Origin of the sequence: Nannocystis sp. (assembly GCF_016714285.1) — a bacterium.
Lineage (GTDB): Bacteria > Myxococcota_A > Polyangia > Nannocystales > Nannocystaceae > Nannocystis.
In genome coordinates, this window is record NZ_JADJNN010000028.1 from 28,383 (window position 1) to 43,962 (window position 15,580).

At 69.9% G+C, this 15,580-nt stretch carries 15 protein-coding genes; all 15 read left to right on the forward strand.

Annotated elements, in window-relative coordinates; all coding sequences use genetic code 11:
* Nucleotides 1–16: 16 nt before the first annotated feature.
* The 15 genes from IPJ59_RS31075 to IPJ59_RS31145 all read left to right on the forward strand — a co-directional run bounded on the left by IPJ59_RS31075 (nucleotide 17) and on the right by IPJ59_RS31145 (nucleotide 15,559).
* Nucleotides 17–391 (forward strand): hypothetical protein, encoded by a 375-nt coding sequence (locus IPJ59_RS31075; protein WP_293274678.1) that lies wholly within the window; start codon nucleotides 17–19, stop codon nucleotides 389–391.
* On the forward strand, nucleotides 388–756 hold the full coding sequence (locus IPJ59_RS31080; protein ID WP_293274679.1) for a hypothetical protein: 369 nt from the start codon (nucleotides 388–390) through the stop codon (nucleotides 754–756). The genes IPJ59_RS31075 and IPJ59_RS31080 overlap by 4 nt, the downstream gene beginning before the upstream one ends.
* 100 nt (nucleotides 757–856) lie before the next feature.
* On the forward strand, nucleotides 857–1,636 hold the full coding sequence (locus tag IPJ59_RS31085; RefSeq protein ID WP_293274680.1) for a hypothetical protein: 780 nt from the start codon (nucleotides 857–859) through the stop codon (nucleotides 1,634–1,636).
* 54 nt (nucleotides 1,637–1,690) lie between these two features.
* Nucleotides 1,691–2,563: a hypothetical protein gene (locus IPJ59_RS31090; protein WP_293274682.1), complete on the forward strand. Its 873-nt coding sequence runs from the start codon at nucleotides 1,691–1,693 to the stop codon at nucleotides 2,561–2,563.
* 2 nt (nucleotides 2,564–2,565) lie between these two features.
* Entirely contained in the window at nucleotides 2,566–3,006 is a 441-nt protein-coding gene (locus tag IPJ59_RS31095; RefSeq protein ID WP_293274684.1) for a hypothetical protein, read from the forward strand.
* Complete coding sequence (locus IPJ59_RS31100) at nucleotides 3,003–3,305, forward strand: hypothetical protein (protein ID WP_293274685.1); 303 nt, start codon at nucleotides 3,003–3,005, stop codon at nucleotides 3,303–3,305. The genes IPJ59_RS31095 and IPJ59_RS31100 overlap by 4 nt, the downstream gene beginning before the upstream one ends.
* A complete protein-coding gene (locus IPJ59_RS31105; protein WP_293274687.1) occupies nucleotides 3,302–4,783 on the forward strand; it encodes a hypothetical protein in 1,482 nt (493 codons plus the stop codon). Before IPJ59_RS31100 ends, IPJ59_RS31105 begins: the two co-directional genes overlap by 4 nt.
* Nucleotides 4,783–5,166 (forward strand): hypothetical protein, encoded by a 384-nt coding sequence (locus IPJ59_RS31110; protein WP_293274689.1) that lies wholly within the window; start codon nucleotides 4,783–4,785, stop codon nucleotides 5,164–5,166. The genes IPJ59_RS31105 and IPJ59_RS31110 overlap by 1 nt, the downstream gene beginning before the upstream one ends.
* Nucleotides 5,156–5,596 carry a hypothetical protein gene (locus IPJ59_RS31115; protein WP_293274691.1) on the forward strand — a complete coding sequence of 147 codons (441 nt, stop codon included), beginning with the start codon at nucleotides 5,156–5,158 and terminating at the stop codon, nucleotides 5,594–5,596. Before IPJ59_RS31110 ends, IPJ59_RS31115 begins: the two co-directional genes overlap by 11 nt.
* Before the next feature lie 355 nt (nucleotides 5,597–5,951).
* Nucleotides 5,952–7,442 (forward strand): hypothetical protein, encoded by a 1,491-nt coding sequence (locus IPJ59_RS31120; protein WP_293274692.1) that lies wholly within the window; start codon nucleotides 5,952–5,954, stop codon nucleotides 7,440–7,442.
* 2 nt (nucleotides 7,443–7,444) lie between these two features.
* The gene (locus tag IPJ59_RS31125) at nucleotides 7,445–8,206 is read left to right on the forward strand and encodes a hypothetical protein (protein WP_293274694.1); all 762 of its coding nucleotides are present in this window, start codon (nucleotides 7,445–7,447) and stop codon (nucleotides 8,204–8,206) included.
* Nucleotides 8,207–8,685: 479 nt separating this feature from the next.
* The gene (locus IPJ59_RS31130) at nucleotides 8,686–8,844 is read left to right on the forward strand and encodes a hypothetical protein (protein ID WP_293274696.1); all 159 of its coding nucleotides are present in this window, start codon (nucleotides 8,686–8,688) and stop codon (nucleotides 8,842–8,844) included.
* A gap of 170 nt (nucleotides 8,845–9,014) precedes the next feature.
* Nucleotides 9,015–9,680, forward strand: coding sequence for a hypothetical protein (locus IPJ59_RS31135; RefSeq protein WP_293274697.1), 666 nt, complete (start codon nucleotides 9,015–9,017; stop codon nucleotides 9,678–9,680).
* Between the two features lie 22 nt (nucleotides 9,681–9,702).
* Nucleotides 9,703–13,581 (forward strand): Eco57I restriction-modification methylase domain-containing protein, encoded by a 3,879-nt coding sequence (locus IPJ59_RS31140; protein ID WP_293274698.1) that lies wholly within the window; start codon nucleotides 9,703–9,705, stop codon nucleotides 13,579–13,581.
* Nucleotides 13,469–15,559: a helicase-related protein gene (locus tag IPJ59_RS31145; protein ID WP_293274729.1), complete on the forward strand. Its 2,091-nt coding sequence runs from the start codon at nucleotides 13,469–13,471 to the stop codon at nucleotides 15,557–15,559. Before IPJ59_RS31140 ends, IPJ59_RS31145 begins: the two co-directional genes overlap by 113 nt.
* Nucleotides 15,560–15,580 lie beyond the last annotated feature (21 nt).

A 15,580-nucleotide genomic window follows, 5' to 3' on the forward strand; every position in this document is an offset into this window, starting at 1 on the left:
TTCCCTCGGCACGGCGATGACCGAAGCAGTCACTACATACTACAGCGGGCAGGACATGCAGACCGCCCAGACGATCCGCAACGCAGAAAGCGACAGCGAGGCCACGGACATCGTCAGGGCGATGCGCCAGGGACGGGCGATCGACACGCTCATGGTGGCCGCGTCGGCCGCCTCGGGCGCCGTGGCCGGGGCGCTGCTCCAGCGCACGCTCGGCAACCCGAGCATGTACGGCGTGTCCCCGGTCGGCGGGCTCGGCCTGCTGACGATGCTGGCGGGGCTGGCGGCCCCGCTCGGCCTCCCTGGCCGCGCCGCGCTGGTCGCCGGCGGGGCCACCTACCTGGCGGGGGCGCAGCTCTACAGCCACCTGTTCCCGAAGGAGCCCGCGCCATGACCGGGGTGATCCTCGCGCACATCCGGGCCATCCGCTCCGGGCACTCGGCGCGAGCGCGGATCGAGGCGGTCGACGCCCAGGGCCTCGAGTACAAGTTCGAGGCCAACGCCGACGAGGTCCGCGGCAGCGTCGGCGACATCTTGGTCCTCTCGTGGGCGATCCACAGCAACCCGGTCCTCGTCACCACACCGACGGCGACGCCCCCACCGACGGTGGCCAGCACCCCGGCGAGCTCGCCGATGGACGCCGCGACCGTGGACGAGCAGTTTGACGTGTTGATGCGCGGCGCCGCTGCCCGCCCGGCCCAAAACCCCGAGCAGCAGCTCGCTGCGCTGCTCCGAGGGGCCGGAACCAAACCGGGCTGAAGGTCCGGTCTACTTAAATCGATTACGTACAGTCATGGTTTTCCGCGTCCTCGGGCGCGGGATGAGGGTCCTTTTGCGTGTTCAACAAGGAGAAGATGCGATGAGCAACATTGGCAAGTTGGTTCCGGTCGAGATGCTCGGCCGCGATGGTGAGGTCGTCTTCAGCCAGGATGCCCTGGACAAGCTGAGGGTGCTGCTGTGCATGCCCGGGGCGATCGACCGCTTGGTGCAATGCGCCGAGCAGTTCCCCTACATCCAGTCGTGCGTGGCGAAGGTCGAGGGGCAGTGCCGGAGCATCAGCCAGCGCTGCGACGCGACCGACATGTTCATGCAGGGCTACGTGTGCCCCGGCCAGGTCAACTACTCGCAGCGCACGCTCGACGAGTACAGCGACAACGCGCAGGTCAACCTCGAGGACATCGTGACCGGGCTCGGCGGCGACTTCGTCAACGCCTTCCCGGTGCCGCCCGGCAAGATGATCCGCCTGACCCACAAGTCGCGGCCGGGGTACACGCCGACGAAGATCGCCATCGACATGAATTTGGCGGGTGGCGCGAATAATTACCTGGATTTCACGCTGCAATTCTATCTCTTCCCCGGCGGCGTGAGCACGGGCCTCGGCCTCGAGGTCGGCTCGCAGATGCGCGGCAACCAGTTCCTGAACAAGGACGGCACGCAGATCCACGTGCCCTTCCCCGAGTACCGCAACGCCTCGATCGACATCGGCAGCCTCGAGACGCTCGCCCTGGTGATCAGGAACAACGGCGCCGCCAACAACCTCGATTCGGCCTTCGTGACCGTCTATTACAACAACAAGGAGTTCTACGCGCTCTGCAAGAAGCGCTGCGGCTGCGTCACCCCCGGGGCCGCGCCGATGTGATGCCAGGGCCGGGCCCGCCTCGCACGCGGGCCCGGCCTCGGAGAAAGGAACGTCATGACCGAACCACTGTACATCGAGCTCAACAAGGACGGCGACTTCGACGGCGTCTCGCCGATGCCGCAGAGCCGGGACGACTTCACCGTCTCCGGCCAGCGTTACTACAAGACCAACGTGTCCGGCCCGGCCGGCGTCATCGACTCGACGCTCTTCGGCCTGTTCAGCGACGCGAGCCCGAAGCTGGTCGGCTTCGCCGGCTCGTCGTTCAACCCGCAGTCGATCGCCCGCGTCCTCGCGTCGGACCCGCTGAACTCGATCCGCGAGGAGATCCAGCTGACGCCGTACGTGCAGCACGTGCTCGTCTTCCCGGGCGATCGGATCGCCCTGCTCACCCAGGAGGGCGGTCGAGCCCAGGTGGTGCTCATCGTCAACGAACTCAACGAGGGCGACAACGTGCAATACGCCCTCGGCCACGAGACCTTCGCGCAGGTCCGGCGCCTGCGCTTCATCCGCGAGACCGGGGTGCCCTTCGCCCCGAACCCCACCGGGGTGCCGTGGGCGCCCAACTTCGTCTTCAACCCGTCGAGCGGCCTGCTCGTCACCAACGAGAACAACATCGGCCCGATCCCCACGTCGCAGCTGTCCCTGTACCCGCGCCACCAGGGCGTCTACCTGACGGTGCGCTACGCGGGCAACGGTGCGGTGGGCGGCAAGCTGCACCTCATCGACGCGGAGACCCGGGAGGCGCGCGAGGTCGAGTCCGGCCTCACCACGGTGCTGTGGTCGAAGGTGCTGTTCGTCAGCCACGACGACATGATCGGCCTCGAGGCGGCTCCGGCTGTCGCGGGTGCCCGGCTGGTCGCCGACATCGAGATCGTCCGCGTGTTCCCCGGCGATCGTCTCCGCGGTCGATACGAGGGGGGCCTCTAACCATGCCACTGCTCGATCGACATCGCCTGGTCACACTCATGGGTCTGACGACGACCCCCAGGCGGACCGTCGCCGGCCCGGAGCGGCTGCTCCGCGAGCAGGACGTCGCCCTGCTCATCAAGGCCGCCTACGACGATGCGTCGGACACGACGCGCGCGGCCTTCATGGCGCGCGTGCAGGCGATGCCGACGAGCGCGTGGCCATGGAGCGCCGTGCAGGCGCCCGCCCGCCCGCCGCTCGACGTGCGGCCTCGCGGCGGCGGCGGCGGCGTCGGCAACCTCGGCGTGCCGCAGCCGCCCGCCACCCCGGCGCTGCTGCTGCTCCTGCGCGGCCAGGTCGACAGCGCCGACGCCGACCCGGGCAACAAGCTCCCGGACCGCAACACGCCCGAGGGGCCGCGTGGGAGCCCCTGCAGGTCGCGCTCGACCGCTGGGACACGGTGACGATCCGCCGGTACATTCGGCCGCAGGGTTGGGCGCTGCCGAGCACCACCCCCAAGGAGGGTCAGGACGCGGGGGCCACGAGCGGCGCCCCGGCGCAGGGCGGAGCCCCCGCGCCGACGCCGGGCGTGCCGGCCACGCAAACGACCGTGCCGCTGTGGAAGCAGCCCGCGGTGCTGGCGGCCGGCGCCACGGCGCTGGTCGCCACGAGCGTCACCGTCTACGCGCTGACCCGGGACAGCAAGAGTCAGCGCCTCGAGGCCGAGCTGGAGCGCCAGGCGCGGGAGGCGATGAAGCGATGAATCGCAGCACCTGGATCACGCTCACCACCGCGATCGGCGTCACCGGGATCGCCGGCGGTGCGCTCTTCTTCAGCCGGCGCGCGAGCGCTGCGTCGACCGTGCCTGCGCCGATCCCTGGACCCGCGCCTGCCGGTCCAGGGCCCGCCCCGAAGATCGACCTGCCGCCGCTGCCGACGGCCGCCGACGTCACCGGCGACCTCTCGCGCAACTGGGGCGAGACCCCCTTCGACCTGCGCCCGCTTTGTCAGCTCGTCGAGGAGGTAGCGCGCATCCCCGGGGCTGCCCGCTACCTGGCCATCGTCGCCTCGCGCGAGTCGGCCTTTATCACCACGGCCCACAACGGCAACGCCGCCAACGAGCAGGACGAGCGCGACGATTCGCTGGCAGCCTACACCAACAACAAGGACCGCAACCCGCCGCTTCGCTACGGCGAACAGGCGGCCGCCTTCGGCAGCGGCGGCCTGTTCGGTGCGCTGGCGCCGTACTTCCTCTGGACCGGCGTGCCCGAGGTCGGGGCGAAGGCGCCGCTCCTGAACGCGCCGCCGGAGATCGTGTTCCAGCCGCGGGCCGCGGCCTTCGGCGCCGCCGTGTACATGCAGCGGATCTTGAAGCACTACCGCGTCGACGACGTCGCCGACATCAAGGTGGGCTGGGCCAACCCTGGGCTGCTCGGTGCCAGCCGCGGGGGCTCCAAATACAACGAGGTGCGCGCCCGCTTCCTCGCCGATGCGGAGAAGCTGGGTATCGACCTCGCCGACGCGCAGACCATCCCGGCCAAGCTCGATCCTTCGGCCTGGCCCGGGGTCCCCGCCGTGTTCGCCGGCCTCGTCGGCGCCCCTGCCCAAGGAGCTGCTGTGAATCCCACGCTCACATGTTACGGCGCGGACATCGACCGACTCGCGGGGCTCGTCGGCGACTTCGGGCTCCGCTCGCGGGTCGACGTGCAATCCTGGTTTGGCAACCAGTGGAAGGCGCTCGCGGAGCTGCTCGCGTTCTCCCAGCAATTCGCCGCGACGCCAACCGTGCGCGGCGAGGACCCGATCACGGCGGTGCGCGAGGCCGGGCTCGCGGCGTTCGAGCGGTCGCTGCGAGACAGCCGACCGGGCGTGAGCGACGCCCAGGCCCGCGTGCAGCTCGCCGCCATCAAGCAGCTCGGCGCCCTCGGCCTTGAGCGCGGCGAGCTGTGGCGGGCGAGCGCCGACCCACGACGCTGCCGATGGGCGCATGCTACAGCGATGGCGAGCAGTCGCTCCGCGCCTTCTATCCCGACACCGCGCCGGCCTACTTCGGCGAGGGTTGGGAGGGCCCACGCCCCCGCGCCGCGAGCACGTGCGGCTGGCAGACGCCGCTCGTGCTGCACCTCGGCACCTTCCCGTGGGTCTACAGCTCGCGCCTCGACGGCGGCGGCCCGGGAATGCGGTGGGTCTCGTCGTCCACGCTGCCGGCGGTCGAGGGCCTGCGGCTCGCCGTCAGCTTGATGGAGCCCGCCACCAACCTGCGACAGGACGCCCGCCAGGTCGCCGCGATCTACCAGCATTTCAACGAGCACACCGCCCCGCTCGTCGCGCGCCTGCCGGTGTACTCGCCCGGCCGCCTGGAGGCCGGGCAGCTCTACCGCCGCAACGGCTTCCTGCACGTCCACCAGGGCAGCCTCCACGTCGCCGGCCTCGACGGCCCACGCGGCCGGGTCTCCGCGCCTGCCTACAACCACGTGCTGCGCCGCTTCGCGTGCTTCTTCGCGGTCCGCCTCGCGGTCCTCCGCGACCTGCCCACCCTGTCCGCCGAGATCCAGAACCTCGTGCGGAGCTCGGCCGACCCCTGCCTCCGCGAGCACGGAGAGGAGGCCGCCCGTGCAGTTTGAACGCTGGACGGGCGAGACCGCGCAGGGCTACCGTACCTGCATGTTCAAGCCCACCCTCCTCATCCCCCTCATGTTCCTCCTCGGTGTCGGCGTCGGCTGCAAGGACGACGAGCCGACCGGCGCTCAGTTCGGCGAGGCGTGCGGCGACGTGGAATGCGCCGAGGGGCTGGAGTGCTCCACCGGTTATTGCGCCGAGCTCTGCGAAGCGGACAACGACTGCCGCACGATCGAAGGATACCGCCATGAATGCAGGGCGCAGGGCGTGTGCCGGATCGTCTGTGAAGAGACGACGCTGGCCTGCCCCTCAGACCCTCGGCGCACCAATGAAATGCGGCGTCGGTGTTTGCGAGAGTGCCTCATGATCATCGACCCAAACAACCGAATCTTCGACCGGGTCCCAGACTTGTTCCTGAGCCCGTTTCCCGGGTGACGAGGCTCAGGCGAACCTGCGTTCGAGGCGCTCATGATGCGCGCCCAAGGGGGCCCAAACCACCGTTGGGGAAGCGATGATTCAGCCAAGCAGGCGCCGAGGCCTGGAATCAAGCGACTCAGCTACTGTGGAAGAAGAAGGCGACGCTCAGCGGCGATCTTCTCGCTGAGGCCTGGGGGGAAGGTCGCGTGGATCAACCCGCCAAGACCGACGCGATCGCCGGGCTCCTCGCCGGTGCCCTTCGCGCTCACGGCGGACCCTGCACAGTTGCTCGGGGCCATGGCGAGTGTGCGATCGACATCGCGCTTGAACGCCGATCTCGGCGGTCCCGGTCGCCGGCTGGATCATCGGAATCGTGGTCGGCATCGGCAAGCCGCTCGCGGGCCTGTTCAAGGGGCTGGCCGCCGATGACCACGTCCCCCTGAGCAGCGAGGCCAGGCTGCCCTGGGGAAGATACAACCGCGACGTCGACCAGGAATGGGTCCGCACCTTCATCAACATCGACGGCCCCGGCGTGGACTGGACCCCGATGTTCGCGCCGCCGACGAAGGCGACGTCCTGGTCCCTGCTCGACGGCGTCGAGAAAGACGGCAAGACCGTGCTCGGCCAGGTCCTCGCCCCCTTCACCAACAAGACCGTCGCCTACAACGGCATGTACGGCTGCATCCCGGGCACGTTCCGCGTCGCCGGCCTCCTCCAATACCGCGGCCGACCGCAGGGCGCCGCCGCCTCGCTGCGCTTCTACAACGACGCCACCCTGATCCACCGCTACGGCGACTTCACGCAGACCGGCGACTTCTTCCCCGCCCTGCAACAGCTCGCCGGTGCCACCTGGCAGCAGGTCGCAGCGGGCGGCCCGGACGCGTACAAGGTCGACTGCGCGAAGCTCGAGACCATGTGGCGCGACTGGTTCACCGCGCTCTACACATCTGCGATGGAGCAGGGCCACGGCGACTACCTCCTCCCCTACCTCGCGCGCGAGGTCCACGGCGAGTGGCGCCTCGGCGCCAACGCCTCGGGCATCATCTGCCCCAACGCCACCGACGGATCGATCGTCCCCCTCGTCACGGACGGCACCTTCAAGACCGGCGCCCTTGCGACCGCGGCCTCACGGACCCCGTGCATGTTCACGGAGGGCGAGGTCAACGGCGTCCGCGTCGACGGCAACGACCTGGCCCGCAAGTGGCTGCGCGACGCCAAGACCGGCGCCTACACGGCCCCGCCGCCGTCCCCCTACATGAACGGCAAGGGCCGGTTCTGCGTCCCGTGGCCCCCCGGCGATCTGCTGCTCTCGAAGTACCGCCGGGCCGACGACGCGATCATCACGCCCGCCGTTCAGGCGGTCGCGCAGCTCCAGCGCCGACGACTCTCACGCAGCCTCGACTGCGCCTATGTGCGGCCCGTGGCGGTCGACGGTCGCCCGGCCTACGCCGCGTTCGCCGGCCCCGGCAACGCCGTGCTGCGTGACTACTGCATCGAGATGCGCAAGCGCCTGCTCACCCACCCCGACCGCATGAAGGTCGAGTACGAGACCGTGCGCGAGGTCGACAAGGAGTACGCCGACGCCCTGCGCACGGCCGGCGTACCGACGACCGCGATGCAGCGCGCGGCCGCGATGGCCAAGTTCGGAGCCAACCCGAAATCCGCGGGTCAGCCGCTCGACCCGAAGCAGCCCGCGCCCGCGCGTCCGCTCCCGGCCCAGGGCGGCCTGGCCTTCGATCCAAATCCGGGTAGCACCACGGACCGACCCGCGTGGGTCAAGCCCGCGATCTACGGCGGCGCCGCGCTGGTCTCATCGATCGCGCTCGCCCTCGGAATCAAACACGTCAGAGCTCAAGGAGGTTGATCATGAAGTGGGGACTGCAACACGTAAAGGTGACGCTGGAAGAGGAGGAGACCGGCGAGACCGTCGTCATCGAGCAACAAGCCAATGGCACGGTGCGCTGCGAGCCGGGCAAACGCGCCAGCAAGCCGGCCGCGGAGAGACCCGCGCCGCGCGAGGCGTCCAGGGAGCGCAGCCGCGAGCCCGCCACCGAGCGGAGCGCACCGCCACACGAACCCGTCGCGGAGACGAAGTCGACGCCACGCGAGCCCGCCGCTGCCAAGCCAGCGCCGCGGGAGCCCGAGCCGGCGAACGAGGGGCCCCCGGAGCGGCGTCAGGCCAATCGGGCTCGCAAGACGAGCACGCTCGAGTGGAAGGCGACCCGGGACGCGGGGTACGACGGCTTCTTTGCGCGCTCGGGGTCCGGCCAATTCAAGGTCCTCAACAACGGCGTCTGGGCGCTGTTCTTCGAGCGGCGTAACGAGCTCCCCGAGCGCCTCGGTTGCTATAGAAAGTTGCCCGCCGCCAAAGAGGTGGCCCAGCGGCTGCACGACCGCGGCATGCGTGAATCCGAGATCACGCCGGAGCAGGTCAATGCATTCTGCCCGCCCGACGCGAGCATGGACGACCCGCCGCCGCGCGGCGAGCGGAAGCCGAAGAAGGAGCCGGAGGCGCCGTCCGAGGCGCCGCAGAAGGAGCCGGAGGCGCATTCGGCGACGGATGAGGAGGAGGCGCTCCGCAGCCTCCGAGCGCAGGTCAAGTCGCTGGTCACTGACGACGACGATTAGCGCGCGCTGTCACAGTGCGCATCAGCGCACATTCGTGGGTAGGAGGTAATCAATGGGCAAGATCACACCAGGGGCGTTATACGTCGGGGCGGGCCGTCGCTATGTCGACAGTCAGGCGCTTCGTAACATCGCCCATACGCACGATGTCGTGGAAATGCAGGACGGCGGCTGGCGCATTCTCGGCGCGAGCGGCGTGGTCGCATGCTCGCTACTCGGCGATCGCCCGCCGCTGCCAGAGCAGCGCGGCTCGCTCTACGAGGTCTCGGCCGCGCCCGGCGTCCTGGTCTCCATGGCCAGGACGTGGGTCGAGCGCGGCCAGCTCAGCGTCCACGACACGCCCGCCGGGTGGCACACGCCGCGCCCGCCTCCTGCGGCGGATGCGGCTCCACGTGCGCGTGCGGCCCTTGCCAGCACAAACATGGGCACGCCCCGCATGAGCACGAGCATGCCCACAGCGAGGACGTCGGAGGCACGAAGTCATGAGCCATCGCGCCGACGAGCGAGTCGGGTTCAAGTCACTGGACGATCTGCGGCTGTGCATCCTCGCGTTCGTGTCATTGCGTGAAGCCGCCGAGGTCGGGCTACCCGTCAAGCCCCTCAAGCCCGCAGCGCCCGGCAAGGAGCCCCATGGCCGCTGATCGACTCAAAGCCCCCGTGGACCTCGAGCAGCGAGGCGGCCGGGCTATCCGTCACGGCCACAGGCCGGACAACGTCCAGATCTTCTACTACTCCGCCGCGTGGCTCGCCTGCGACTCGCCTCCTGCTGAGCCCACTACCACCGGGCCACAGGAGCCCACGAAGGAGCGACGTGGCCGCTGAGCATCGACTCAAGGAGGCCGTCGAGCGGTGGCGGACGGAGCTGTCCGCCCGGTTCTCGCTCGACGAGATCGTCAGGCTCGAGCAGGCGAACGGCGACGCGATCGCCACGATCCTCGCCGATGCCCTGCCGATCCTCCGCGCGCGGGGCGGCGGGGCGCCGGACACCGCCGAGGACTTCGCAGCCTACAACGCGATCGTGGAGCGTGAGCGGCCGCGTGAGCTCCTGAAGGACGCCGCCGTGCTGAAGCGTCTGCACGCGCGGATCGATCGCCAGCTCGCGGAGGGCGGCCCCGAGTGGGACGTCTTTCAGAACACCGCCCGCGAGTACGTGCTGGTACGCGCCGAGGCGATGCTGCTGCGAGAGCGCGGGTGGGACCCGGTCGCGCTGCTCATCCCCGGGGCGCCAGCGATCGCCATCATCGCCAGCGGCACAGTGATCGCGGTCCGCGATCACATGGGCGGACTGCACATCCACCCCTACCGCCGCGGCACGCTCAATCACCTCTTCGCCGACATGCGCAAGGCCGAGGAGAAGGTCCTCGCCTTGATGGAGGACATGAAGGCCCCGCCGCCCAAGAACACCAGGGAGACGCTGGCCCCGTTCGCCACCGAACTGTGGAGGCTCGCGCGCAAGGCCAGGATCGAAGGTTTATGACGACGATAACCGAGGGATCGCAATGACACCAGCACAGGCGCTCGATCAGATCATTCCGGGGTGGCAGGCGTCGCTCGCGGACAAGTATTCGCCGGCCTTCATCATCAACCTCGTCTCCAAGCACCGCGCCTCGCTCGCGGAGATGGTGGCCGCGGTCCTCGGGTCCGAGCGGCTCAAGAAGGGCAAGCGCCCGAAGTACGACTACGACTTCGCCGCCTACGCCGCCCTCGTGCCCGAGGAGCGGGCACTGGACGACCAGCCCGACGACGTCGTCGTGCGGCGGATCCAGCAGCGAATGACCAGGATGGTCGAGCGAGCCGTCGCCAGGGCGGACGCCGAGGCCCGCGCCGACGCCACGGCGCAGGCCGAGGCGGACGCCCTCGAGATGGCCCTGACCTTCGTCCGCATGCGCGCCGAGGCGGTGCTGCTGCGCGAGGCCGGGTGGGACGCGGTGCCGCTCCTGCGTCGTTATCCGTCCCTCGTCGTGATGGCCCGGGGTTCGACGGCCGCGATCCGCGACTGGCGCGGCACCGTGCACCTGCGCGCCGGCTTCGGCGCGCTGGGGCCCATCACTGTCGAGACCGAGAAGAAGATCGCCGCGATCGAGGTGACGGCTTCAGGCTCGCGGATCGACCGCTACGCGATGGCGTTCTGGGCCCGCGCACGCGCCCTCGCTGGTGCATCCATGACCCCCGACGAGCCCGAGGAGATGGAGCCCGATCTGCGCGGCGTCTCCTGGCGGCGCGAGGCCAACTTGCAGGCGATGCGGATGGTCCTGAGCAAGGAGGCCAAGGACTTCACCGCCGCCGAACGACAGATCCTTGCGGGCTACTCCGGCTGGGGTGGCCTCTCGATCGAGAAGGTGGAGAGCCAGCTCCCGCCCGAGCTCATCCCCGAGACCTTCGGGCTGATCCACGAGTATTACACGCCACCTCGGATCGCCAAGGCGCTCGCGGAGACGCTGTGCCCGCTGCTCGCCGAGCTCGCGGGCGCCGACGGTGTGGTGCACGCGCTCGAGCCGAGCGCTGGCATCGGGCGGCTCCTCGGCGGGTTCAGCGCGCGCCTCTGCCTGGCGCTCGAGGCCAGCGGCCAGATCAAGCGCATCCACTGGACCGCCGTCGAATACTCGAAGGTCAGTTCGACGCTGCTCCGCGCGCTGCGCCCCGATATCGACCTCTACCACATGCCCTTCGAGCGGTGGATCCGCGAGGAGTCGGCGCGCGTGCGCGGCACGATCGGCTTCATCGTCTCGAACCCGCCGTACGGCGAGCGGGGCGCGATGGCCCGCGAGGACCCCGACGAGTTCTACAAGGAGAAGCGCGCCTACGCGTACTTCATGCGCCGCGCGCTCGATCTGCTGGTCCCTGGCGGGATCGGCGTGTTCCTGGTCCCCGCCGGCTTCCTGAGCGGCAGCCTCAACCGGGGCCTGCGCGAGAAGCTCTTACTTCGCAACCACCTGCTCGGCGCCTTCCGCCTGCCGAGCCACGACCGCAAGGGCCACGAGAACGTGCCCGGCGCCTCCGTCGTGATGGACATGATCTTCTGGCGCAGCCGCGGCGGCGAGCTTGCCGAGGTCGACGAGGCCGACCGCTACATCCACGAGGGCGACTACTTCGCCCAGCACAAGGACCACCTGCTCGGGGTGGAGGACGGCCCGTTCAGCGGCGAGGACGAGGCCGGCAAGACGACGAGCTGGCGCTACAAGGTGACGGGCGAGCTGCCCACACGGCTCCCGCCCCTCGCCCCGCGACCCGTCTGCACGAGCTGCGTGCTCAACGTGATCGCCCCGCGAGAGGCGGGCAACTTCCAGACCGTCGTCCGCGGCGACGACGGCATCCCCGTGGATGTCGTCGGCGACCTGCGCCACGCGCTCGAGCTTGGCGCCCGCGTCGACCGCTACCTCGCAGCCCTGGGCGCCGACGAGGCCGATCGGGTGAACGCGCTGTGGCCCGAGCTGAACGCCGCGTTGCGAGACTTCGCGGCCAGCTTTGGGAACCCCGCGAGGTCCGCCGAGCTGCGCGAGCTGGCCGGCAAGCGCGGCCTCCAGGCCGCCCAGCAGATCCTCAACGCCTTCGACCGGAGCGGCACCCTGATCTCGGCGCTCGGCGAGCCGCCGCGGATCGAGCCCAAGTTCGCCGGCCCCGCCGATGACGTCGTGGCCCAGGCCGAGCTGCTGTTTCGCACCCACCGCGAGCTGTCGGTCAAGAAGCTCCTCGAGTTTCACGCCAAACAGGGCGGCACCCGCTCGCGGGAGGACGCGCTCGCGGCCCTGCTCAAAGCCGAGTGGAACCTCGACGGGGACGCGTGGGATGAGCTCTACCCCCGCGACGCGTACCTCGCGGGCTATGAGCTGTGGGCGCGCCACGACCGCGCAAAGGCCCGTGCGGCCCGCGGCGACGAGCAAGCCCGCGTTCAGGTCCGACGCCTGCTCGACGCGATCAAGCCGGCGGTGTTCGAGGACATCACCGACATCGACCCGCGCCACGGCTACATCGACCTCGCCCTCGTGAGCGGCTGGCTCTCGAACACGCTCAACGCGAACTACGGCCGCATCGAGCTCGAGCGCGTCGGCGGCTTCGTCCAGATCCGCGGCTACGACTATATCGACGCCGACGCGCCGCCCGTGTCGCCCGACGTGCTGACCTTCCTCGGCTACTACAACCACGACCCGGAGATGTTCCGGCCGCCGCAGGAGAAGCGCGACCGGGACGCCCCGCCGATGACCAGGGAGGAGAAGGCCGCGGCGAAGCAGAGCCTCGGTGATCGACGGGTCGCCCTGGCCAAGAAGTGGGCCGAGTCGTTCGTGCAATACGTCGCCGCCGACCCGGAGCGCCGCGAGGCCCTCACCAACGCCTACAACCGGGCCGCCCGCGGGCGCATCGTCCCGACCTACAGCGCCGAGCCCCTGTACATCGCCCGCTGGGGCGCCGGGGCACCCAAGCCGCGGGCGCACCAGATCGCCGGGGCCCGTCGCGTCCTCGATCTGCTCGGCGGCCTCATCGCCTTCGATGTCGGCGTCGGCAAGACCTACACGGCCCTCATGATCATCGCCCGCGCGCGCCAGGAGGGCGTGGTCCGGCGTCCCGTGATCCTCGTGCCGAGTTCGCTGGTGTGGAAGTGGCACGACGACATCCTGTGCACGCTCCCCGACTATCGCGTCCTGGTGATCGGCTCGAAGCGCAAGCGGATCAGCCGCGGCGATCGCAAGGGGCTGATGACCTCGGAGACCGACACGCCGCAGGAGCGGGCCCAGAAGTGGCAGCTCCTGCAGAGCGGCCAGGCCGACGTCGTGGTGCTCAGCTACGACGCGCTCGCCCGGACCAAGATGAACGAGGCCGCCGTCGTCCGCTACGTCGAGGAGGTCGAGGCGGTCCAGCGCTCGGTGGCCCTGCGCCGGCGGGCGCTCCAGGAGCAGGCCAAGAAACGAGAAGGCGAAGGACAAGCTCAGCGAGCGCGACCAGGCGCTGCTCGAGCACGGCGTGAAGGCGTGGATCGAGGAGATCCTCGCGCTGCCGAACGACTGGACCTACGACCCCGGCATCGCCTGGGACGACATCGGCATCGACATGCTCGTCGTCGACGAGGCCGCGGGCTTCAAGAACCTGCACATGCCGCAGGCCCGCGAGGACGGCGTCCCGAAGTTCATGGGCGGCGGCGGCGACGGCTCCGACCGCGCCTGGCAGCTCGACTTCCGCGCCGCCGCGGTCCGCCGCCGCACCGGCGGCGCCGGCATCGTGCTGCTCACCGCGACGCCCGCGAAGAACAGCCCGCTCGAGTTCTACAACCTGATCCAGTTCGTCGACCCGACCGCCTTCACGCGCGCGGGGATCCGCGACCCCGAGCAGTTCATCGACCGTTTCCTCAAGATCGAGATCCGGGAGGTGCTGGACTCCACCTTTGAGATCATTCGCCGCAGCGCCGTCACCGGCTTCAAGAACCTCGAGGACCTGCGCACCCTGATCTTCCGCTACGGCGAGTTCCGCACGGCCCAGGAGGTCGGCCTCAAGCTGCCGCGCCCGGTGGTGGAGACCATCACGATCGCCATGGACGAGGTCCAGGAGGCGAAGTACCGCCATTACGTCGCCCGCATCGAGGAGATCCTCAGCAACCCGAACCCCGACAGCAGCCCCGGCAACGTGATCCTCGGCCTGCTCGCGCGCCTCTCGCTGATCGCCCTGCACGGCTCGCTCGAGGACGGCTACAACTACCGCACCGCGCTCACCGGCGGCGTGGTCGATCGCCGTCGCTACAACAAGAAGGGGGAGGTCGAGATCGTCAAGGTCACGCTCCCGCGTCCGCAGTACTCGAGCCCCAAGCTCGTCGAGTGCGCCCGGCGCGTGGCCGCGAGCCCGCATTGCGGCCACCTCATCTTCTGCGAACCCACCGCCGTGCACCTGTGGCTCGTCGAGATCCTCGTGGAGCACGGGATCCCGCGTGACCGCATCGCCGTCATGAACGCGGCCGAGACCAAGTCCGCCGACCGCCTCCGCATCGCCCGCGAGTTCAACGGCCTCTCCTCCGAGCCGCCTCCGCCGGGCACCTGCGGCGGACCGAGCAACACCGCGATCACCCCGAAGAAAGACGTCATCATTGGTAACTCGGTCATGAACGAGGGCCTCGATCTTCAGGTCCGCACCTGCTCGCTCCACCACCTCGATCTACCCTGGACACCCGCGGACCTCGAGCAGCGAAACGGCCGGGCCGTCCGCCAGGGCAACACGCTCGGCATCGTCCAGATCTACTACTACTTCGCCGATGGCTCGACCGATGGCTACCGCTTCAGCCTGATCGATGGCAAGGCCGGCTGGCTCGGCGAGCTCATCAAGTCGCAGGTCCGCGACACCAATAACCCCGCGGCCCAGCAGCAGCTCACGCCCGAGGACATCCTGCTGATGATCTCGCGCGACAAGGACAAGACCCGCGCGATGCTCGAGGACAAGCGGCGCCGGCAGGCCGAGGAGGCCCGCAAGCGGATCGCCCTCGAGGCCACGCGCCTCTATCGTCAGGCGGCCGCCCGCTTCCGTGCCGCCCGCGTGAGCGACGACGCGGAGGCGGCCGCCCGGCTGCGGGAGGAGGGCGAGCTGCGCCTGGCGGACCTCGAGCGCGTCGACGCGGACGCGTGGCCGTGGGCGCCGTGGATGTACGCGGCCCGCGACCGCGAGGTGCTCATCCCCGACACGGGCCCGCCGGTCTACGAGGGCCTGCGTATCGCCCGCCCCAGGGCCGGCGCGGAGCAGCTCGATCACCTCGAGTTCGGGCGCATCGTCGACACCGACGAGGGCGTGCGCATCGGCCTGCGTGCGGCGGGCTCACCCTCGTGGCAGCTCGTGAACTACACCGGCCTCGTCAACGACGCGCCGCTCCTCCCCGGCCACCTCCCGCGCACCGGCGGCCCCGCCTGGCCCGACGACGACGACACCGCCACCGCCGCGGCCCTCGACAAGAAGATCCCCGAGGTCTTCCGCTTCGGCCGCTACAGCATGCTCCGCTGGCGCGGCGCGAGCGACGTGTGGCTCGAGAAGTGGTGGCCGCGCTACGAGCCCGCGCTGCGCGACGGCCTCGTCAAGGACGGCCGCGACGTGGTCCCCGTCGAGGGGCCGAAGGGCCTCGCGCTGGCGTCCGGCGACGAGATCCGCGACGGCAAGATCCTGCTGCCCACAAGAGCGGGATGGCAGCGGTTCCTCGAGCTGGCGCCCGCGAGCGGCGAGAAGTTCACCGCGCTCAAGGAGTTCGGCCAGGCGTGGTGGGGTCGCAGCATCCCGTTCGACCTGCTGTCCAGCGCCGCGGAGAAGCGCGACGCGGCCGTCACTGATGCGACGGGTGACTCTGAAGTAGCGCTCGCCACGATTCTCCCGCCTGGATTGGAGGGGATGCTGTGATTGAAACGTTCCCGACCGAAT